Below are 21,499 nucleotides of genomic sequence, written 5' to 3' on the forward strand. Positions count from 1 at the left end.
TCGCGACGACGGCCGCCCATCACGGCCGCCGTCGCGGTGCCGGGTCAGCCGACGACGATGTTCACCAGTTTCGGCGCGCGCACGATCACCTTGCGGATCTGCTTGTCGCCGATGAAGCCCTGCGCCTTCTCCGATGCCAGTGCGAGCCGTTCCAGTTCGGCCGGATCGATGTCGGGCGCAACGGACAGCTTGTCACGGACCTTGCTCTGCACCTGCACGACACAGGTCACGGTCTCCTGGACCAGCAGGGCGGGGTCGGCCTCGGGCCAGTTGCCGACGGCGACGGTACCGGTGTGGCCGAGCCGCTCCCAGCCCTCTTCGGCCACGTAGGGCGCGAACAGGGACAGGGCGACGGCGAGGAACTCGGCGGCCTCGCGCACCGCCGGGTCGGCGGCACCGGGGCCGGAGTCGATCGCCTTGCGGGCGGCGGAGACCAGCTCCATGACGCGGGCGATGGCGACGTTGAACCGCTTGGCCTCGACCAGGGTGGTGACCTGGTCGATGGCGTGGTGGGTGGCCCGCCGCAGCTCGGTGTGGCCGGTGGTGACGTCGACGCCCGGCTTCGAGGCGGCACCGGCCTCGTTCATCACGCGGTAGGCCCGGTTGAGGAACTTCTGGGCGGCGCCGACGGACACGTCGGCCCAGTCGACGTCCTCTTCGGGCGGACTGGCGAACAGCATGGTCAGGCGGACCGCGTCGACACCGTAGGCGTCGATCTCCTTGCCCAGGTCGACACCGTTGCCCAGGGACTTGGACATGGCCCGGCCCTGGTTGATGACCTGGCCCTGGTTGGTCAGGCGGCGGAACGGTTCGGTGAAGGACACCAGGCCCATGTCGTGCAGCACCTTGGTGAAGAAACGCGCGTACATCAGGTGCAGGGTCGCGTGCTCCTTGCCGCCGATGTAGTGGTCGACGGGGCCCCACCGGTTCACCAGCTCGGTGTCGAAGGGCGCGGTGTCCAGGCGCGGCGAGCAGTAGCGCAGGAAGTACCAGGACGAGTCCACGAAGGTGTCCATGGTGTCGGTGTCGCGCTGGGCGGGGCCGGCGCAGGAGGGGCAGTCGACGTTGACCCAGTCGGTGGCCCCGGCCAGCGGGGAGACGCCCTTGGGCGCCAGTTCGGCGCCCTTGAGCTCGGGCAGCGTGACGGGCAGCTGCTCGTCGGGGACGGGCACCTCGCCGCAGGAGGGGCAGTGGATGATCGGGATGGGCGTGCCCCAGTAGCGCTGGCGGGAGAGCAGCCAGTCGCGCAGGCGGTAGTTGATGGTGCCCTTGCCGGTGCCGCGCTCGGCCAGGACCTCGATGATCCGCTCGATGGCCGCGGTCTTGGACAGGCCGTCCAGGGGGCCGGAGTCGCGCAGGGTGCCCTCGCCGGTGGTGGCGACGCCGGTCTCGACGGGGTCGGGCTCTCCGGTCTCGACGACGACCCGGACGGGCAGGTCGAAGGCCAGGGCGAAGTCCAGGTCGCGCTGGTCGTGGGCGGGCACCGCCATGATGGCGCCGTGGCCGTAGTCGGCCAGCACGTAGTCGGCGGCCCACACGGGCATGCGCTCGCCGTTGACGGGGTTGATCGCGTGACGCCCCAGGAAAACGCCGGTCTTGGGGCGTTCGGTGGTCTGACGTTCGATGTCGGACAGCTTGGCGACGTCGGAGCGGTAGGCCTCGAAGGCCTCGCGCCGCTCGGGGGCGCACAGTTCGTCGGCCAGGTCGGCGTCGGCGGCCACCACGAAGAAGGTGGCGCCGTACAGGGTGTCGGGCCGGGTGGTGAAGACGGTGACCGGCTCGTCGCGTCCCTCGATGGAGAAGTCGACGTCGGCGCCGGTGGAGCGGCCGATCCAGTTGCGCTGCATGGCCAGGATCTCGTCCGGCCAGTGACCGCCCTCCAGCTGGTCCATGTCGTCCAGCAGGCGCTGCGCGTAGTCGGTGATCTTGAAGTACCACTGGTTCAGGCTGCGACGCACGACATCGGTGCCGCAGCGCTCACAGCGCCCCTGGACGACCTGCTCGTTGGCCAGCACGGTCTGGTCCTTGGGGCACCAGTTGACCTGGCCGTCCTTGCGGTAGGCCAGGCCGCGCTCGAAGAACCGGGTGAACAGCCACTGGTTCCACTTGTAGTACTCGGGGTCGCTGGTGTGCAGACGCCGGGACCAGTCGACGGCGATGCCATAGCGGCCGAAGGAGGCCGCCTGGGTTTCGATGTTGGCGTAGGTCCACTCGGCGGGGTGCGAGTTGTTCTTGATGGCGGCGTTCTCGGCGGGCAGGCCGAAGGAGTCCCAGCCGACGGGGTGCAGCACGTTGTCGCCGCGCTGGAAGCGGTAGCGGCCGATGACGTCGCCGATGGCGTAGGCCTCGGCGTGGCCCATGTGCAGGTCCCCGGAGGGGTAGGCGAACATGTCGACGATGTAGGAGCGGGGCCGGGTGTCGCCGGGGTCCTCGCTCGCCTGGAACGGGAGTTCGGCGGCCCAGCGCGCCTGCCACTTGTCCTGGAGGGCGCGGGCGTCGTAGGTGTCGCCCGTCGTCTGGTCGCCGTCTACCGCTGTCATCGCTGCTTGTTCCCTCGGGTCGGTCCGTCCGCGCGCACCGTGTCGGCCGGTGCACTCCGTTTCAGGTTAGCGGCTGGCGAGGTGGGGCGCGGACGGGTTTTCGGCCGCCCCCGGGCGGTTCGGGCGGGTCGGGGACGGGTTCCGCGGCGGCCCTTCACGGCACACCATCGTCACGGAGGGTGAGGGGAAGTCGCGTGATATTACGGACCCCTCGCCCCTCCACACCGACCGCCCGGTTTGTTACTCTGCCGTAAAAGTGGCGCAGAACACGCGACCCGGATCACACCGGGTTCCATCTCTGCCGTTTTCACGGCACATCCGCCTGCGGGAGGCCCCATGCTCAACTTGTCCGTGGTCCTGGAGGACGGCGCCCGATCCGTCCCCGAGAAGGACTGCCTGGTCTTCGGCGATCTGCGCCTGAACTACGCGATCACCAACATGATCGCCAACCAGGTCGCCAACCTTCTCGTCGCCCGGGGGATCCGGCCGGGTGATCGGATCGCGCTGGCAAGTCCCAACGTGCCCTACTTCCCGTTCGTCTACTACGGCGCGCTCAAGGCGGGGGCGGTGGTCGTGCCCCTCAACGTCCTGCTCACCCCGCGTGAGATCGCCTACCACCTGGAGGACTCGGGCGCCAAGGCGATCTTCGCGTTCACCGGCACTGCGGAGCTGCCGCTGGGCGAGCGCGCGTTCGAGGCGTTCAACCAGGTGGACACCTGTGAGATCTACATCGACCTGCCCGCCTCCCCCGGCGCGACCGAGTCCGCCATCGAGGGCGCCGAGACGCTGTGGAAGGCACTGGAGGGCCGGCCGGGCGACTTCGAGACCGTGCAGGCGAACTCCGACGACACCGCGGTCATCATCTACACCAGCGGCACCACCGGCAGGCCCAAGGGCGCCGAGCTGAGCCACAACAACCTGATGATGAACTCGATCGTCTCGTGCAGCCTGGTCAACCCCCACCCGGACGGCCGCGACGTGGCCCTGGTGGTGCTGCCGCTGTTCCACATCTTCGGTCAGACCGTCATGCTCAACGCGGCGCTGTACCGGCACGCGACCCTGGTGCTCATGCCGCGCTTCGACGGCGACGAGGCGCTGCGCCTGATGGAGAAGGAGGGCGTCACCGGGTTCGCCGGGGTGCCCACCATGTACTGGGGCCTGCTCAACGCGGTGCGCTCCTCCGGTGAGGGGAAGTACGACCTCAAGGCGATCGCGGAGAACCTGGTCGACGCGGTCTCCGGTGGCGCGGCGCTGCCCGCCCAGCTCGCCCAGGACTTCGTGGACACGTTCGGCGTGGGGATCAAGGAGGGCTACGGCCTGTCCGAGACCTCCCCGGCCGCCTCCTTCAACAACCCCGCCGTCAAGGCCAAGACCGGCTCGATCGGCCGGCCGTTGTGGGGTGTGGAGATGAAACTGATCGACCACGAGTGGAACGAGATCGTCAAGGAGGGCGACGAGGACCCGGTCGGTGAGATCGCCATCCGCGGCCACCTGGTGATGAAGGGCTACCACAACCGGCCCGAGGCCAACGCCGAGGTGCTCAAGGACGGATGGTTCCGCACCGGCGACATCGCCCGGCGGGACGACGAGGGCTTCTACTTCATCATCGACCGGTCCAAGGACATGATCATCCGCGGCGGATACAACGTGTACCCGCGCGAGATCGAAGAGGTCCTGATGACCCATGAGGCGGTCAGCCTCGCCGCGGTCGTCGGCGTCCCCCACGACACCCACGGCGAGGAGATCAAGGCGTTCGTGATCCCCCTGGAGGGCGTCGAGATCACCGCCGAGGAACTGGTCGAGTGGTCCAGGGCGCGTCTGGCGGCGTACAAGTACCCGCGTGAGATCGAGTTCCGCGAGAGCCTGCCGATGACCTCCACCGGCAAGATCCTCAAGCGCGAGCTGCGCGGCTGACGCTCTCGGACGTGGGAGGGGCGGGACCGCGCGGGTCCCGCCCCTCCCCTCTTCCCCCCTCCCCCGAGGCCCCTCACCCCTTGACGGCGCCCTGGACGAGTCCGGCGGCCAGCCAGCGCTGTACGAGAACGAAGAAGACCATCACCGGAAGGGTGATGAGGGTCGAGGCCGCCATGACGTGTCCCCACTCGTTGGCGTACTCGCCGAAGAACTGGCGCAGCCCCACCGCGACGGTGTACTTGTCGCTCTGCTGCATGAACGTCAGAGCCAGCACGAACTCGTTCCAGGCGATGATGAACGAGAAGATCGCGGTGGCCACCAGGCCCGGGGCGACCAGCGGGAACAGCACCCGCCAGAACATGACGGGCCAGGAGGCGCCGTCGATGTAGGCGGCCTCCTCCACCTCCTTGGGCACGGCGGCCACGAATCCGCGCATCATCCACACCGCGAGCGGCAGGGACAGCGCGATGTAGGCGATGCCCAGGCCCAGCACGGTGTTGAGCAGCCTGAGGTCGCGCACCTGGAGGAAGAGGGGGATGACCAGGGCCTCCAGGGGGACCATCTGGACGATGAGGATCATCACCAGGACCGAGGTGCGCAGCCGGAAGCGGAACCGGGCCACGGCCACGGCGGCCAGCAGGGAGAGCAGGCACGCCCCGACGACGGTGATGCCGGCGACCGCCAGCGAGTTGCGCATGTACAACCCGAAGTCGCCCTCGGTGAGGACGTGGACGAAGTTGTCCAGGGTGGGGTCCCGGGGCACCAGCGTGCCGATGCCGGAGGTCATCCGGCCGGAGAAGGCGCTGGCGATCATGAAGTAGACGGGGAAGAGGGTGAACAACAGGATCGCGGTCACCCCGGCGGCCCGGCCGAGGAGCCGCGTCATGCGCAGCGCGTCGCCGTGTCGGCGGGCCCGACGGACCCGGTGTTCCCAGTCGGTGTCGACGGGGGCGCTCAACGGAGTTCGTCCTCTCGGAACAGGGCCCGCAGGTAGATCGCGGTGACGCCCAGCAGGAGCAGGGTGAGGACGACGGCGATGGCCGATCCCGTCCCGTAGTCCCGCTGGCCGAAGGAGCTCACGTAGGTCCACACGCCCAGGTTGAGCATCTCCGAGCCGCCGACCCCGCCGCCGGGCATCAGGTAGACCTGCGCGAACACCTTGAAGTCCCAGATGGTGGACAGGATGGTGACGACGGCGAACACCGGGCGCAGGACGGGGAAGGTGACGTGCCAGAACCGTTTCCAGGCGCCGGCGCCGTCGATGAGGGCCGCCTCGTGCAGTTCGCGGGGCACCGTGAGCAGGCCGGCCAGGACGGTGACGGCCACGAACGGGAAACCGCCGTGGACCACGTTGAGGGTGACGATGGCGTAGAAGAACAGCCGGTCGGCGAACCAGTTGTACCCCTCGGGGCCGATGACCCCCAACCGCATGAGGGCCTGGGCGACGATGCCGTCGTCGACGTCGAAGATCCACAGCCACACGTAGGTGCCGCTGACGGCCGGCATGGCCCAGGCCACCATGACGCACGAGACCACGACGATCCGGGTGACCGGTCGCAGCCGGGACAGCAGCAGCGCCACGAGCGTGCCCAGGACCACCGTGGCGACGACCGCGACCGCGGCGAACACCACCGTGTTGGGCAGCGCGATCCGCCACAGGTAGGAGTCGGTGAACAGGGAGACGTAGTTGGCGAGCCCGATGAACTCGGATTCGCCCGACACCAGGTTGCGCAGCCGGTACTCGCGGAAGGACAGCCACACGATCCGGGCGAGGGGGAAGAGCAGCAGGGCCGCGATGACCGCCAGGGCGGGGGCGAGCAGTACCCAGGGCAGGAGGGCGCGGCGCCGCCTCAGGCCGAGGGCGGACGCGCGCCGCCCACGGCCGGGCGGGCCCGTCGGCGCACGACGGTGCTGGCGCGCACCGTGTCCGTCGACGGCCCGCCCGACCGGTGTTCCCACGTGTCAACCCCCGTTGAGGATGCGTTCGATGTCATCGGCGGCCTCGGTGGTGGCCTCCTCGACCGAGGTGCCGTTGAGGATGGCCTGCTGCATGCCGACCAGGACCTGCTCGGCCTCGACCTGGCTCCAGGCGGGGGCGGTGGGCACGCCCTTGCTCGCCTCGTTGAGCTGGATCGCGTAGGCCTCCAGGACGGGGTCGGCGGAGGCGGTGAAGGTGTCCACGCCGGAGAGCAGGCCGGGGAAGAAACCGGTCTGCTCGGCCCAGAGCATCATGTTCTCCTCGCTCGTGAGGTGCTCCACGTAGCTCCAGGCGGCCTCCTCGTTGCCGGTGCCCTCGAACACCGACAACAGCGAACCGCCGGCGAACGACGGCGTGTACGCGCCGCCCTCCCGGCCGGGGATGGGGAAGGAACCCAGGGCGCCCTCCAGCTCCGGGTTGTTCTCGACGATGGCCTTGGGGTTGGCGCTGCCGAGCAGGGCCATGGCGGCGTCGCCCTCGGAGAAGGACTCCATGATCTTGATCTCGTTCCAGTTGACGGCGCCGGTGGTGGAGGTGTCGTCCTCCAGGGCAAGGCCGGTGAAGAACTCGATCCCGGCGCGCGCCTCGGGGGTGTCCACCTCCGACACCCAGGTGCCGTCGGCCCCCTGGACCGCGATCTCGGCGCCGCCGCCCCAGATCCACGGCATCACCGAGTACTGGGCGTCGCCCGGCACGGGCAGGGCGATCATGTCGGGCTCGGCCTCCTTGATCGCCAGGGCGGTCTCGCGGAGTTCGTCCCAGGTCTCGGGGACCTCCAGGTCGTGCTCCTCGAACACGTCGGTGCGGTAGACCATGGAGCGGATCGAGGCGTACCAGGGGACGCCGTGGACGCCCTCGTTCACGGCTCCCATGTCCATGAGGCCCGGCACGTAGAGGGAGGTGTCGACGCCGTACCCGGACAGGTCGTGCAGGGCCCCGGAGTCGGCGAACCCGGGGACGAAGGTGTTGCCGAGTTCGATGACGTCGGGTGTGGTGCCTCCGGCGATGGCGGTGGAGATCTTCTCCTGGGCGCCGTCCCAGGGCACGAACTCGACGTCGACCTCGATGCCGGTCTCCTCGGTGAAGGCGGCGTTGGCCTCGTCGAAGAAACCGCTCTCGTCGGGGTTGGTGCCCTGCATGATCCACACGGTGAGGGTGTCGGCGTCACCGCCGCCATCGCCCGTGCACGCGGTCGCGGCCAGGGTCAGGGCGAGCGCGACCGCGGGGAGCGGAACGTACTTGCGGGTTCGTGTGCGGGCCATGGGCTCGCCTCCCGTTCCTTTCGTGGGTCCCCTCGGGGTTGGTAGGAAACCTACGTAAGGAACCGTCCGGAGTGAAGTAAACCGCTGACATTCGTGTCTGAGCCGTTAAGGGGGGATCACCCGACCACCCCGAAGCGCCGTGAGGGCAGGGGCGCGGTGACGCCCCTGCCCGTTCTCCTCACTCGGAGAGCCCGGTGACCTGACGCAGGATCGAGACGAGTTCGGCGCGCTTGTACACGGCCGACCCGATGGCGGCGCCGAACGCGGCGAGCATGTGCACGTAGACCATGGGGTCCCCGCGGGTGAGACGTTCGGCGGCCTCCTCCTCGCCCACCGTGTGCGCCTCCCAGGCGGTGGAGACCGCGAACTCCAGTTCGGGCGGGAGCATCTCGGCCACGGTGCGGGCGACGGCCTCCCGCGAGTCGGCGGGTTTCCACACCACCCCGGTCTCCTGGACGCGGCGGCCGAGGAAGGCGCTGATGATCCGCAGTTCGGACCGCACCGCCTCGGCGTCGTCGGTCGCCCGCGGGATCACCCGCTCCAAGGCGTCCCGATCGTGGTCGGCGTAGGCCGCGATCAGATCGATCGCGGTCCGCTTGACGTGATCGGGCGGATCCGGTGCGAGGGGGCCCTGCCCCTCGGGGTTCTCGGTCACGGAACGCTCCTCGTACGGTGTCGGGTCCATGATGCCGTGTCACGGGCCCGGGTGTGGACCGGACAGGCCGGGACCGCCGTCGGGATGATCCCGGCTCGGGGGGTCACTGGAAACTCGGACGCAGCGGCATGCGGGAATCGGCGCCGTCGGTCTTGACGCCGAGGATCTGGTGGAGCTGCACCACGTTCTGCTCGAAGCCGAGCACGCAGCCGGCCATGTACATCCGCCACACGCGGGCGGTGCCCTCGCCGACCTCGGTGACCGCGTCGTCCCAGTTACGCTCCAGGTTGGCGCCCCAGTGGCGCAGGGTGAGCGCGTAGTGCTCGCGCAGGTTCTCCTGGTGGCGGATCTCGAACCCGGCGTCGTTCATGGCGGTCTGGATCCGGCCGGGGCCCTCCAGTTCACCGTCGGGGAACACGTAGCGGTTGATGACACCGTCGGTGTGCATGGGCGGCAGGTCGTTGCGGGGCCGGGTGATGCAGTGGTTGAGCAGCCTTCCGCCCGGGACCAGCTTGTCGTGCAGCGACGAGAAGTAGGCCGGGAGGTTGCGGTCCCCGATGTGCTCGGTCAGGCCGATGGAGCTGATCCGGTCGAAGCCGCCGTCGGGGACGTCCCGGTAGTCCATGTGGCGGACCTCGGCCAGATCCGACAGTCCCTCCTGGGCGATGCGCTTGGCCGCCCATTCGGCCTGTTCCTTGGAGAGTGTGACACCCAGGACCTTGACCTTGTGCTCGCGGGCGGCGTGCATGACCATGCCGCCCCACCCGCAGCCCACGTCGAGCAGGCGCATGCCCGGTTCCAGGCCGAGCTTGCGCGAGACCAGCTCGTACTTGCGGAACTGGGCGCTCTCCAGTGCGCCGTCGTCGGCCGCGACCCGGTCCAGGGCACCGTCGGCGTCGTCGAAGACCGCGCAGGTGTAGGTCATCGAAGGGCCCAGGACCATGGCGTAGAAGGCGTTGGAGACGTCGTAGTGGTGGTGGATCGCCTCGGCGTCGCGCTGCTTGGAGTGGCGCCAGCCCAGCCCGGCCAGGCGCCCGCGCGTCATCTCCTGGGGCGGCGGGGCGACCCGGTTGACGAACTTGACCCAGCCGATGGAGCGGGCGATGGCCACCAGGTCGCGGGGGGCGACGGTGATCCCCTTGGCGAAGACGAAATCGGCCATCCGCCTGAGGACGGTGTACATATCGCCCTCCACCTCCAGATGCCCCGACACGTAGGCGCGGGTCAGCCCCACGGCGTTGGGCGACTGGGCCAGGTAGTTGACCGCGACCGGAGTGCGCACGTGCAGCCGGACGCCGCTGTTCGGATCCCCGGAGGCACTGCCGTCGTAGGCGGTGAAGTGAATGGGCGCGTCGGGTCCGACGATGCGCTCGAAGATCTCGGCAAGCCGCATGTTCTGTTCCTTCCTCTCGTGGACGCGGCCCGCCCCACGGGTCGCCTCCCGTTGTCGCACGGGTCAGCCGTTGCGTACGCACTTGGCGTACAGGTCGAGCAGCCTCCCCTGCGGGTCGTACGTCTCCTTGAGACCGGCGTAGGCCGAACCGTTGTAGAGCCGCCAGAACTCGTCCTCCGTGTAGAAGGAGTCGGAGTACAGCGACTTGTGGCCGCCGAGTTCGGCGACGCGCTCCTCGATCCGCCGGTTGTGGTGGGCGCGGCGCTGGCCGGGTTTCATGTCCACCAGGCCCCAGAAGCCGAAGTTGACGTAGAGGCGGTCGTTCTCCAGCGGATAGAGCGGCCACACGTGGCCGTCGAGGTCCGGGGCCGCCCCGCGGGGTTCGCTCAGGCGCAGGGGGCACATCCACACCGGGGTCATGCCGATCTCGTCGTGGAAGAAGTCGAGGAACTCGGCGCCGCGCTCCACGCCCACCTCGATGTCCTGGATGAGGGGTTCCCGGGGGCGGTGGCCCCGGTAGTGGTCGAGCAGCCGGGAGAAGGCGGTGCGCCGGTCCCAGGCCACGAGCCTGCGGTAGACGTCGGAGCGTTTGAGGGAGCGCGGCCAGAGGGGGCGCACCAGGGGGTGCTGGACGCCGAAGGCGCGCGAGCACCAGAACCAGTCGGTGTCCCAGCGCCACAGGTAGTCGTGAACGGTGAGGTGGTCGCCGGAGCCGCGGTCGGCGTTGCGCTGGATCGAGCGGTAGTAGATGTCCCTACCGGTGTAGTCGCTGAGCCGGGGCGCCCGGTCGGTGAACCGGGCCACGGTGAGGTAGAGCTCGTCGCGGGAGAAGGCGACGCCGTCGACGAAGTCCACCGGGCGTCCGTCGTGGGAACGGTCGGCACAGATGCGGGCGAGGGCGTCCATGGCCTCGGCCGCGGAGTGGAAGCGCAGGTGACGCAGGTGCACGTACGGGGAGACCGGTTCGAGTGCGATGCGCAGGCGCAGGCCGTAGCCGAGGGTGCCGTAGGAGTTGGGGAACCCGTGGAAGAGGTCCGAGTGCGCGTTGTCCCGGGTGGCGGTGACGATGTCGCCGGAGCCGGTGAGGATCTCCATCTCCTGGACGGCCTCGTGCGGCAGGCCGTTGCGGAAGGAGGAGGACTCGATGCCCATCCCGGTGACGGCACCGCCCAGGGTGATGGTGCGCAGCTGGGGGACGACGGTGGGCATGAGCCCGTGCGGGAGGGTGGCGGCGACCAGGTCCTCGTAGGTGGTCATGCCGCCGACGTCGGCGAGGCGTTCGACCGGGTCGATGGAGATGACGCCGGCGAAGGCGGAGACGTCGAGGGCGGGTGCTCCGGTGGGTTCGCGGAATCGGAAGAGGTTGGAGGTGGGTTTGGCCAGCCGGACGGGTGCGTCCGGGGGCAGCGCCCGGTAGTCGCGGCGCAGTCGGGCGACCGCCGCGATGTGGGCGGCCAGGCCGACTCCATCGCCGATGGCGGTTTCGCTGTTCGTTCCCTGCCGTTGAGGACTCATTCCCGTTCCCGTTCCCGGTGGTCGGCGCGAGTGGTGTACAGCGTGGGATCGGTCGAGCCGGTCGTGGGGAGACCGGAGCGGACCGACTTCCCTCAGTTCTACCTACCGGTAACCGAATCGCACCACCCCATTTGCTTCGTGTCCCGGTCGTGTCGGACCCGTGAGGGGGCGAGGAGAGGTGACGACGTGCGCGTTCGATCGGTGTGTCGAGTGGGTCACGAAAGAGCGCGGATAGGATCGGGGGTCGTGCGCATCGCTCTCGTAGATTCCGGCATCGGCATGTTGTCCACCGCCGCGGCGCTCTTCGCGGCCCGGCCGGACGCCGATCTGTTCCTGTCCATGGACCCCGACCACATGCCGTGGGGGCCGCGCGCCCCGGGCGAGGTCATCGAACGCGCCCTGGCCGGCGCGGAGGCCGCCGTGGCGGCGGCCGGGGGTGACGTGGACGCGGTGGTGGTGCCGTGCAACACCGCGTCGGTGCACGGATTGACGGAGCTGCGGGCGCGGTTCGAGCCGGAGGTCCCGGTGGTGGGGACGGTGCCGGCGATCAAACCGGCGGCGGCCTCGGGCGCCCCGATCGCGGTGTGGTCGACCGAGGCGACCACCCGCAGCGAGTACCAGCGCCGGTTGGTGGAGACGTTCGCGCGGGACGTGGACGTGACCCCGGTGGCCTGTAGGGGGTTGGCGGAGGCCGTGGAGTCGGCCGATCCGGGGCGGATCGCCGAGGCGGTCTCGTACGCGGCGGAGCGCACTCCGGCGCGGGTGGGGGCGATCGTGCTCGGCTGCACGCATTACGACCTGGTGGGCGGGGCGATCACCGAGGCGTTGGGACGGGAGGGCGCCGCCGCGGGGGTGGGGCTGTTCACCGCCGCGGGGGCGGTGGCCGCGCAGACACTGCGCCGGATCGGAGAGGTTCCGGTGGAGGCGCGCGCGGGCCGGGTGCGGGTGCTGGCCAGCGGCCGTCCGGCGCGGCTGCCCGACGCGGCGAGGGCCTATCCGGCCGGGCGCGCCCTGGCGGTCGGCGAGGCGGCCCCCACCCGGTAGGGCGCGATGCCGCCCGCGTGAGAGCACGCGGACCGGGCACCGGTCGAGTCTCGACGGCGGTGCGGCCGACCGTGAGAGCGGACGGGGGCGCGGCCCGACCCCGTGCGCCCGGCGACGGACGGCCGTCGACGTGGCGAACACACGACGCCGAACGTGCGTGGCCGTTCGGCATCGTGGTGGTGGGCGGAGGCAGGGCCCGGGCCGTCGCTCAGGAGTGGGGGGCCAGTGCGGCCCGAGGGGCGAGAAGGTCGGCGGAGGCGTCGGGCAGGGCCCCGGCGGCGAGGGTGCGGACCAGGTCGCGGACCCCGGCGGTGTCGTTGTCGTGCAGGAGGGTCTCCAGCAGCGACAGGGCGGCGCGCTGGTCACCGGGACGTTGGCGGACGTGACGCCACTGGGGTTCGGTGGCGGCGTCGGAGAGCATCAGCGTGCGGCCGACCTGACCCAGGGCGCTGAGCAGCATGGTGTCGTGCGGGCGGTGCTCCAGGGCGGCGTTGACCTGTTCGGCCTGGTTCTCGGGGTCGACCTCCTCGGCGCTCTGGGCGCGCAGGAAGTCGAGGATCCGGTCGGGCGGGGCGAGCGGCCGGATCGGTGGCATGGCCGCGATCATGGCGTGCACCTCGCCGAGGTCGCCGAGGATCTCCTCGGTGCGGCCGAGTTCGCCGATGAGGCGTTCGGCGCGGCGGGCGGAGCAGCCCGCCACCCACAGGGCGCCGCGGCCGACGGCCAGGCGGGTCGCGGCGAGGGCCAGTTCGGCACCGCGTCGGGGGGCGCCCACCCGTTCGAAGTAACGGGACCAGGTGGTGACGCGCACGCCCAGGCGCCAGTCGTTGCGGACGATGCCCTGGCAGACCAGGTTCTCCACCGCCTCCACCCAGGCGGGGCGCAGGTGCGGGTGCGCCTCGGCCTCCTCGACGGTGGGCAGGGGCGTGACGGCGTCGCGGGCCGGGCACTGGCCCAGCCGGGCGAGCCAGGACAGCAGGCGGGCGCGTTCGAAGCGGATCCGCCTGCGCAGGGCGGGCCGGCGCGTGTTGTGCGGGTCGAGGGCGAGCTCGGCCTCCATCCGGTCGAGCGTCTCCAGCGCCTGGGCGTGCGCGTCGCGATGGCGCAGGGCGCGGACCAGGGTGAAGACGCCGTCGGCACCGAGCAGGGCCGATCCGGTGGCGGTGTGCTCGTAGCGCCGCAGCTCGACCTCGGCGCGGTCGGGCGCGCCCTCGTCGATGAGCAGGTGCACCCTGGCCAGGGTGAGGGCGGGCCAGGCGGGGGTACGCTCCCAGCCCGCGAGGTTGCGGCTGGAGAGCAGTTCGCGTCGCAGGTCGGAGGTGCCGGCCGCGTCGATGTTGGCGTGGCATCGCACCAGGGTCTCCAGGGCGGAGACCGGCAGTGGCCCGTGGGTGTGCGGGCCGGGGGCGTCCTCGGCCGCCGCCACGGCGCGGGGCAGCGCCCGGCCGCCCTCGGCCAGGGCAGAGATCCGTACCGCCAGGGGCCAGTGGGCCAGGAAGAAGAGGGTGTCGGGTCCGAAGACCCCGGGCACCTCCGCCTCGGCCGTGCCCGCCTCGGCCACCAGGCGACGTGCGGTGCGCAGGGCCGAACGGGCGACCGCTTCCACTTGGACGGCGTCGCCCGCCTCCGCGAGTTCGGGAAGGCCCGTGACCGCTTCGGCCAAATCGACCTGTCCGGCGTTGATGAGTCGACGCGCGGTCTCCCCCGCCCACGTCCACATCGGCATCTTGTCTCCCCCTGTAGTGCAGTGGAGACAGAAAGTAGCAGTCGGTGGATCGGCCTGTCCGGAAAACACGTGAAACCGGTGCAGGGCAGGCGGTGAGGGCCTGCCATCGTGAGAGACCCACCGATAGACTCGGTGTCATCCGCCCTCGATAACGCCGTTAGGGGACAAGAGCACCGATGGGATGGCGAGACCGCTTCGGTTTGCGCAAGGCCAACCGCACCGGCAAGGCCCGATTCGACCGGGAGACCGAGGACGGTGACATCAAGGCCCTGATCGAGTTCACCCAGAGTCGGGTCGGGGTGGAGTTCTTCGTCGAACCGGAGACCTTCGCGACGCAGACCACGGCGGTGGCGGTGGCCACCGACGGCGAATGGATCCGACGCCGCTGCGGCTCCCCCTCCGTCATCCGCAAGGTGGCGGGCAAACGGGGCATCCCGGTGTACGACGTCCAGATCGTGGGCTACCCGCAGCGGATGCGCGATTGGAGCGCCCGCAACAAACAGGGCAGGTCCCTGGACTGATCACGGCGCGACCCGATTCCCGCGCACCCCGACCGGATCAATGAGACGCAGGTCACTCCCCGTCCCCCTCGGATCCGTTCCATCGTCCCCATGGACGGGGACACGCCCGGACGAAGGAGGTGAGACCGGACACGTGGAGAACCGGGACCGGCCCACCCGAAACCCGTCACCGGGTCATTTTGGGCATTGATGACGACTCCTTGCCGCGACTTCCTCTCCGAACGGGTTCCCTAACGGCCTTCATCCGTCGCATACTCACCTGGGAGGGGGGACTCTGATGAAGCAGGATCTCACGGCCCTGTGCTGCGAATGCGGCACGATTCGCGAGGTGAGCGACTACCAGAGCGTCGGCGAGGCCCAGTCCGCCTACGGATTGGCCCGGTGCGTCGTCTGGCGCAAATGCCGCGCCTGCGGTCGTCGCACCTACCACGCCTACCTGCGGGTCGACGAGGATCGCGACGAACTGGAGGACGCCCTGCGCCTGGACGGCGCTCTGGCCGCCGAGGCCCTCGACGAGGAGGTCGAGCAGCTGCGGCTGTGCGGGGTGGACGTCGGCCACGCCCCCGTCCCCGCCATCTGGGACGGACAGTCCGTGGGCATGGTGACCCAGCGGTTGACCGACCGCGCGTACTCGATCGTCCTGGACCCCGAGGCGTCGGTGGTCTCCCGGCTCAAACTCATCGACATGATGTGGAACGAGCTGCTCGTGGGGGAGCACGACGACCGCTGGTTCATCCAGGAGGCCGAGGACGACTCCCCCGGTTACGCGGTCCGGCTCTTCGGGTACCGCACGCGCGGCTGAGCCGGTACGAGGGCATCACGGCCGGGCACCCCCGAGAGGTGCCCGGCCGTCCCCGTGTCCACGACGGGTGTCAGGCCGCCGACGCGGCCCGTCCCGACAGTCGGCGCAGTGCCGACCGGGCCACCTCCGGATCGGTGGTGCCCCAGTAGGGCGGCAGGGAGGCGCGCAGGAAACCGCCGTAGCGGGCGGTGGCCAGGCGCGGGTCCAGGACCGCGATGACGCCCCGGTCGTCGGTGGAGCGCAGCAGGCGCCCGGTGCCCTGGGCCAGCAGCAGGGCGGCGTGGGTGGCCGCCACCGACAGGAACCCGTTGCCGCCGTGGGCGGCGACGGCGCGTTGGCGGGCCGAGGCGAGGGGGTCGTCGGGCCGTGGGAACGGGATCCGGTCCACGATGACCAGCGACAGCGACGGGCCCGGCACGTCCACGCCCTGCCACAGGGACAGGGTGCCGAACAGGCAGGCGCGCTCCTCCTCGGCGAAGCGGCGGACGAGCTGCCCCGTGGAGTCCTCCCCCTGGCACAGCAACGGGTGATCGAGGCGTTCGCGCAACTCCTCGGTGGCCTGTTGGGCGGCGCGCATCGAGGAGAACAGACCCAGGGCGCGGCCGTCGGCGGCCTCGATCAGTTCGGCGATCTCGTCGAGGTAGGCGGGCGCCAGGCCGTCCCGGCCGGGGGTCGGCAGATGGGTGGCGACGTAGAGGATGCCGCTGCGGGCGTGGTCGAACGGGGAACCGACGTCGAGCGCCCGCCACCGGGGCTCGCCGGCGGCGCGATGCGGGCCGTCCTCGTCGTCGCCCTCGGCCGCGGGCGGGCGTTCGGCGCGTTCGGCCTCCTCCTGGGCGACCTCGCGGCCCAGCCCCCACTGGCGGGCCAGGGAGCCGAACGAGCCGCCGAGGGTCAGGGTGGCCGAGGTGAGGACCACGGTGCGGTCGCCGAAGAGCTTCTCCCGCAGCAGCCCGCCCACGGCGAGCGGGGCGACGCTGAGGGTGGGGCGGCGACCGGGGGCCTTGGTGAGCCACACGACGTCGGTGCGGTCGCGCAACGCCGGTTCGAAGGACTCCAGGACCCGCACGGCGGTGTCGTGCACCTCGGTGAGGGCGGCCAGGGCCAGACGGCGTTCGCTGGCGGCCTCGGCCTCCTGTTCGCCGGGCGAGGGGCCGATGGCGGTGAGGCAGGCGGAGGCGGTGTCGCGGACGGCGGCGACCGCTCCGGCCAAGGCGTCGTCGATGTGGTCGATACGGCCTTCGGGGGCGTCGGCGAACATCAGGGCCAGGCCGTCGGCGGCCTCGCTCAACCGCTCCGAGACCATCGGTTCGATGAGACGGGAGGCGCGCTTGGCGGCGGCGGTCACCGCGCGCTCCGTCAGGGCGCCGGTGGCGACGGAGGTGGCCCGGTCCACCAGTTCGTGGGCCTCGTCGATCATGATCGTGTCGTGCTCGGGCAGGATGTGGTTGCCCTGGGTCATGTCGATGGAGAGCATGGCGTGGTTGGTGACGACCACGTCGACGCCCTTGGCGGCCTCGCGGGCGAACTCGGCGAAGCACTCCTGCCCGAAGGGGCAGATGCGGGCGCCCATGCACTCGTTGGCGGCCACCGACACCTGGCGCCAGGCCAGGTCGGTGACGCCGGGGACGAGTTCGTCGCGGTCGCCGGTGATGGTCTCGTCGGCCCACTCGTGCAGGCGGGCCACCTGTTTGCCCAGCGAGGACAACTGCCGGGGGTCGAACAGCTCGGTCTCGTCGGAGTCGTCGGCTTCGGTGTTCAGCCGGTTGCGGCACAGGTAGTTGCGACGACCCTTGAGCACGGCGAAGGTGGGCTCGCGGCGCAGCATGGGCGTGAGGGCCTTGGCCAGGCGTGGCAGGTCACGGTCGATGAGCTGGTTCTGGAGCGCGATGGTGGCGGTGGAGACCACGACGGTGGTCTCCTTCTCCATCGCGTGCCGCAGGGCGGGGACCAGGTAGGCCAGGGACTTGCCGGTGCCGGTGCCGGCCTGGACGACGAGGTGCTCGCGTCTTTCGACGGCGTCGGCGACGGCGGTCGCCATGGTGGACTGGCCTTCGCGTCGGGTGCCGCCGAGGGCGGTCACGGCCGCGTCGAGCAGGGTCGGAACGTCGGGGAGATCTGCCACGGATCGACAGTACCGGCCGGCGGGGACCGTCGGTGCGTCGTCCACAGGTACGGTCCGCCGGACCGCCCCGGCGGATCGGGCGTGTGCGCGGAGTTCGTCGAGGCCCTCCGGGGCACGGCCGCCGTCAAGGCCCGGTACGGTTCCCTCGAAGGAAAGCGGGGGGATCCGGGTGACGGCGATCGACGCGGCGGGCATGGCCGCCCTGACGGGCGGAGTCGTGGAGCGCGCGGTGTTCCGCCACGCCGAACTCCTCCTCGGCGAACACGGCGTCCTCGTCGTGGTCGACTCGGGCGACGGCCCCGACCGCAGCGGCGTCTGGAGCGACCGGGAGGTCCGCCTCCTCGGCGAGGTGCCCGTCACCCCCCGGCTGCGCGGGATCCTCGACACCGATCCGTGGCGCCTCCCGCGCGTCGAGCCGCCGCTCCTGCACGTCGCGGTCCGCCTCGACGACGGACACCTCTACCTCGGCACCGCCACCATGGCGCGATGGACGACACCGGGCGGTCCCCGGGGCGGTGGGACGCCCTCCGAGTCGCTCGCCGACCCGTGCCTGCGCCTGGACGAGCCCCTGGAGCGCGCCCTGCTCGAACGGGTGCGCCCCGTCGGGGTCGCCGACCCGTCCGGGCCCTTCTGGCTGGACCGGGTGGGCACCGACCCCGTCCGGGCCCTGGAGGAGTTCGCCGCCGACCGGTATCCGGCGGAGGCGGGGCCGGGCCCCGAGGTGCCCTCGGACCTGCCCGAGCCCCTGCGCCGCTTCCACCGGCTGGCCGCGACGAGGCCGGAACTCCTCGGCGGACAGAACTTCCTCCGGCCGGCGGGAGGACCCGCCCAGGAGGACGAGGAGGACGCCGGGTACGTCATCGGCCGGGAGAACCAGGGCGTGTTCCACTGGACGCTGCGGCGGGAGGAGGACGGTTTCGGGGAGGACCCGACCGTCTGGTTCCAGCGGGACGGCGAGGAACCGGTGCCCGAGGAGGAACCGCTCAGCGGGTTCCTGTTGCAGTTCGCGCTCTACGAGGCCGCCGTCCGCGCCGAGTACGTCGCCCTGACCTTCAGCACCCCTGTCGAGCAGACCGAAGCCGTGACCCGGGTCTTGCGACCGGTGCCCCTGCGGCCGTTCCTGGCCTCCTGGATGCCCACCCGCCTGTACGCGGCGCCGGGCCTGGTGGTGTCGGTCTCCGTCTCCGACGACCGGTACGACGTGTGGGCCGGAGCCTCGCACCGGGGCGCGCTGGCGCCGCTGCGGGACCTGCCCGTGGACTGGGAGCGGTTCGACGGCTGACCCCGGTCGGCGACAGGGCTCCCCGGCCGCACCACGGTGGCGACCGCACCCACGACCCCCGTGTCCACGCCCCTCGGCTCGGCGCTCCGAGGTCAGGCCGGCGCCCCGCTCCGGGCGCGGTCCGGTGCCGAAGCCCCCTGTTCGACGGCGAGCAGGCGCAGCGCGTCGGCCGAGGGCCGGTCGTTGGGGGTGTAGATCTCCAGACGGTGATCGGGGCTCTCCGGTTGGAGCCAGATCTGGTGGTCGATGTCGAGCGCGCCGACGGTGGGGTGGTCCAGGCGCATCGGCCCGGTGACGCAGTCCGCGACGTCCCCCTCCGCCCACAGGGAGGCGAACTCGGGGCTGTGCATGGCCGGTTCGCCGATGAGCTCGGCCAGGCGCCCGTCGGTGGGGTGGCGGCCGGAGGTGAGCCGCAGATAGGCCACGTGGACGCGGGCGATCCGCTCCCGGTCGCGGTACAGCTCCCGGGTGAGGGGATCGAGGAAGAACATCCGGGGGACGGACGGGCGTCGGGCCGGATCGCCGGGGGCGTCGAAGTCGGCGTGCTCGGCCACCAGGGCGTGGCCGGTGCGGTTCCACGCCAGGATGTCCCCGCGGCGGCCCAGCACGATCGCCGGAACGCTCTCCCCGAGCGACCGCAGCAGGGTGAGCACCCGGGCGTGCGGCCGTTCGGGCCGGGGGCGGACCATCCGGGGCACGGCCGGGCGGTGGGCGAGGTTGCGCAGGTGGGCGGTCTCGGCGGCGTCCAGGCGCAGGACCCGGGCGAGGGCGTCCAGGACCTGGGGCGAGGCGGTGCCGGCCTGGTCCTGTTCGAGCCGGGTGTGGTAGCCGGCGCTGACCCCGGCGAGCTGGGCCGGTTCCTCACGGCGCAGACCCGGGACGCGCCGGACCGTGCCGTAGGTGCGCAGGCCCGCGTCCTCCGGGGTGACGCGGTCCCGCCTGGTCTTGAGGAAGGCTCCGAGGCCGTCCGGCTTCATGGGACCGATCGTAGACGGCCGACGGGGCGGCGTGCCTGCCCCTGCGAGGTGTACCCATGACAGGTGTCCGGTTCGGGTGACGGTGTCGACGGCACCGTTGCGGCCATGGACATGAATCGAGAACGGACGTCCGCCCGGACGTGGTTCGGACTGGTGATCGTGCTGGGGCCGGTGCTCCTGGTCGCGATGGACGCGTCGGTGCTGTACCTGGCCATGCCCCGGGTGATCGCGGACCTGGCGCCGAGCGCGGACCAGGCCCTGTGGATCCTGGACTCCTACGGTTTCGTGGTGGGCTCGCTGCTCATCGCGTTCGGCAACCTGGGCGACCGGTACGGACGACTGCGGCTGCTGATGATCGGGGCGGTGGTGTTCGGCACGGGGTCCGTGGGGGCGGCCCTCTCCCCCACCCCGGAGGCGCTCATCGGATGCCGGGTGCTCATGGGGCTCGGGGGCGCGACGCTGCTGCCCTCCTCGTTGGCGGTGATCGGTGAACTGTTCGCCGATCCGCGCCGGCGGGCCCAGGCGATCGGGATCTTCGCGGCGACGTTCGCGGTCGGTTTCGCGATCGGACCGGTCGTGGGCGGGCTACTGCTCAGCCGTTTCCCGTGGGGGTCGGTGTTCCTGATCAACGTCCCGGTCGTGGTGGGTTTCCTGGTCCTGGGGCCGATCGTGCTGCGCGAGGTACGTGCGGGGCGCCCCGGCAGGATCGACGTGGCGAGCGTCGCGCTGTCCGCCGGTGGTCTCCTACTGGCGGTGTACGCGGTCAAGGACGTGGCCGCGCACGGGATCGCGGTCGTCCCGATGGCGGCGGGGCTCGCCGGCACGGCTCTCCTGGTGTGGTTCGTGCGGCGGCAGCGCACACTCGAACACCCGTTGATGGACGTGGGCCTGTTCCGCGATCGGGTGTTCACCGTCGCGATCATCACCAGCGCGTCGACCCTGGTGGTGTGGGCGGCGTCGATCTACCTGACCGGTATCCACCTGCAATCGGTGCTCGGGCTGCCGGTGCTGATCGCCGCCCTGCTCGCCCTGCCGGGCGCGGCGGTGCTGACGCTGACCTGTGTCGGAACGCCGGTGCTGGTCCGGCGGATCGGAGCGCGGGCGGCGCTGATCACGGCGCACTTCTGCATGGGCGCGGGCCTGCTCCTCCTGCTGACCCTGACCGCGACCGGCGGGGTCGGCCCGTTCGTCGCCGCGACGATGATCGCGGGCGTGGGTTACGGCATCTCCTTCAGCCTGGTGGCCGACATCGCGGTCTCGGCCGCGCCGAGCGGGCGCGCGGGCGCGGCGGCGGCACTCGCCGAGACCGGGAACGAGCTCGGGCACGCGCTGGGCATCGCCCTGTTGGGGTCGCTGGCGGCGCTGATCTTCCGGCTGCTGGGTCCAGACGTGGCGGGCACCCTCGACGAGACGCTCCGAACACCGGGGGTGTCCGCCGCCGCGGCCGACCGGGCCAGGGAGGCGTTCGTGACGGGCCTGCACGTCACCGTCGCCGTGGGCGGGGCGCTGTGCCTGGCCCTGGGGGTGCTCGCGCTGCGCTGGATTCCCAGGGAAGGACCGCCCCGGCAGAGGGAGTCCGCCGAGGAGACAGCGCCCGTCGCCCCCTGAGCGCGGGGCCCGCCTCCTCCTTCGGAACGGGGGCCGGATCCTCCTTCCGGCCGATTGCGGCCCGGAGGCGGGCCTTCCTAGGCTGAAGGCGATCGAGACGGGGAGCCGGACCGACACGCACGAGATGTGACGGCTGGTCACCACGGAGAGGCCGGTG

The 21,499-nt window shown here is 71.2% G+C and carries 16 protein-coding genes; 6 read left to right on the top strand and 10 right to left on the bottom strand.

Features of this window, described 5'->3' with window-relative positions; all coding sequences use genetic code 11:
- Positions 1–44: 44 nt before the first annotated feature.
- Entirely contained in the window at positions 45–2,540 is a 2,496-nt protein-coding gene (gene leuS / locus RM479_RS20750) for a leucine--tRNA ligase (protein ID WP_311513441.1), read from the bottom strand.
- A gap of 336 nt (positions 2,541–2,876) precedes the next feature.
- Between leuS and RM479_RS20755 the strand changes: the two genes are divergently transcribed.
- Positions 2,877–4,454, top strand: coding sequence for a long-chain-fatty-acid--CoA ligase (locus tag RM479_RS20755; protein ID WP_311513442.1), 1,578 nt, complete (start codon positions 2,877–2,879; stop codon positions 4,452–4,454).
- 73 nt (positions 4,455–4,527) lie between these two features.
- Here the strand turns inward: RM479_RS20755 and RM479_RS20760 are convergent, their stop codons facing one another.
- The 6 genes from RM479_RS20760 to RM479_RS20785 all read right to left on the bottom strand — a co-directional run bounded on the left by RM479_RS20760 (position 4,528) and on the right by RM479_RS20785 (position 11,257).
- Complete coding sequence (locus RM479_RS20760) at positions 4,528–5,340, bottom strand: carbohydrate ABC transporter permease (RefSeq protein WP_311513507.1); 813 nt, start codon at positions 5,338–5,340, stop codon at positions 4,528–4,530.
- 68 nt (positions 5,341–5,408) lie between these two features.
- The gene (locus RM479_RS20765) at positions 5,409–6,308 is read right to left on the bottom strand and encodes a carbohydrate ABC transporter permease (protein WP_311513508.1); all 900 of its coding nucleotides are present in this window, start codon (positions 6,306–6,308) and stop codon (positions 5,409–5,411) included.
- Positions 6,309–6,416: 108 nt separating this feature from the next.
- On the bottom strand, positions 6,417–7,694 hold the full coding sequence (locus RM479_RS20770) for a sugar ABC transporter substrate-binding protein (RefSeq protein ID WP_311513443.1): 1,278 nt from the start codon (positions 7,692–7,694) through the stop codon (positions 6,417–6,419).
- Between the two features lie 178 nt (positions 7,695–7,872).
- Positions 7,873–8,379 carry a hypothetical protein gene (locus RM479_RS20775; RefSeq protein ID WP_397222743.1) on the bottom strand — a complete coding sequence of 169 codons (507 nt, stop codon included), beginning with the start codon at positions 8,377–8,379 and terminating at the stop codon, positions 7,873–7,875.
- 73 nt (positions 8,380–8,452) lie between these two features.
- Positions 8,453–9,742 (bottom strand): cyclopropane-fatty-acyl-phospholipid synthase family protein, encoded by a 1,290-nt coding sequence (locus RM479_RS20780; protein WP_311513445.1) that lies wholly within the window; start codon positions 9,740–9,742, stop codon positions 8,453–8,455.
- A 63-nt stretch (positions 9,743–9,805) separates the two neighbouring features.
- The gene (locus tag RM479_RS20785) at positions 9,806–11,257 is read right to left on the bottom strand and encodes an FAD-binding oxidoreductase (RefSeq protein ID WP_311513446.1); all 1,452 of its coding nucleotides are present in this window, start codon (positions 11,255–11,257) and stop codon (positions 9,806–9,808) included.
- 246 nt (positions 11,258–11,503) lie between these two features.
- Between RM479_RS20785 and RM479_RS20790 the strand changes: the two genes are divergently transcribed.
- A complete protein-coding gene (locus RM479_RS20790) occupies positions 11,504–12,301 on the top strand; it encodes a glutamate racemase (RefSeq protein ID WP_311513447.1) in 798 nt (265 codons plus the stop codon).
- Between the two features lie 208 nt (positions 12,302–12,509).
- Here RM479_RS20790 and RM479_RS20795 read toward each other — a convergent pair whose 3' ends face one another.
- Positions 12,510–14,027, bottom strand: a complete 1,518-nt coding sequence (locus RM479_RS20795) for a hypothetical protein (protein ID WP_311513448.1) — start codon at positions 14,025–14,027, stop codon at positions 12,510–12,512.
- A 176-nt stretch (positions 14,028–14,203) separates the two neighbouring features.
- On the opposite strand from RM479_RS20795, the gene RM479_RS20800 reads away from it, so the two are divergent.
- Both RM479_RS20800 and RM479_RS20805 read left to right on the top strand, forming a co-directional pair.
- Positions 14,204–14,548 (top strand): hypothetical protein, encoded by a 345-nt coding sequence (locus RM479_RS20800; protein WP_311513449.1) that lies wholly within the window; start codon positions 14,204–14,206, stop codon positions 14,546–14,548.
- 277 nt (positions 14,549–14,825) lie between these two features.
- Positions 14,826–15,350, top strand: a complete 525-nt coding sequence (locus RM479_RS20805) for a DUF6315 family protein (RefSeq protein ID WP_274810321.1) — start codon at positions 14,826–14,828, stop codon at positions 15,348–15,350.
- Between the two features lie 70 nt (positions 15,351–15,420).
- Here RM479_RS20805 and RM479_RS20810 read toward each other — a convergent pair whose 3' ends face one another.
- On the bottom strand, positions 15,421–17,475 hold the full coding sequence (locus tag RM479_RS20810) for an ATP-dependent DNA helicase (protein WP_311513450.1): 2,055 nt from the start codon (positions 17,473–17,475) through the stop codon (positions 15,421–15,423).
- Between the two features lie 169 nt (positions 17,476–17,644).
- Here RM479_RS20810 and RM479_RS20815 point away from each other — a divergent pair, with 169 nt between their 5' ends.
- Positions 17,645–18,757, top strand: a complete 1,113-nt coding sequence (locus RM479_RS20815; RefSeq protein WP_311513451.1) for a hypothetical protein — start codon at positions 17,645–17,647, stop codon at positions 18,755–18,757.
- 92 nt (positions 18,758–18,849) lie between these two features.
- On the opposite strand, the gene RM479_RS20820 is transcribed toward RM479_RS20815, so the two are convergent.
- Positions 18,850–19,734: a helix-turn-helix transcriptional regulator gene (locus RM479_RS20820; protein WP_311513452.1), complete on the bottom strand. Its 885-nt coding sequence runs from the start codon at positions 19,732–19,734 to the stop codon at positions 18,850–18,852.
- A gap of 105 nt (positions 19,735–19,839) precedes the next feature.
- Between RM479_RS20820 and RM479_RS20825 the strand changes: the two genes are divergently transcribed.
- Positions 19,840–21,342 (top strand): MFS transporter, encoded by a 1,503-nt coding sequence (locus RM479_RS20825; RefSeq protein ID WP_311513453.1) that lies wholly within the window; start codon positions 19,840–19,842, stop codon positions 21,340–21,342.
- Positions 21,343–21,499: the final 157 nt, after the last annotated feature.

It is taken from the genome of Nocardiopsis lambiniae (assembly GCF_031845465.1).
Taxonomy (GTDB): domain Bacteria; phylum Actinomycetota; class Actinomycetes; order Streptosporangiales; family Streptosporangiaceae; genus Nocardiopsis; species Nocardiopsis lambiniae.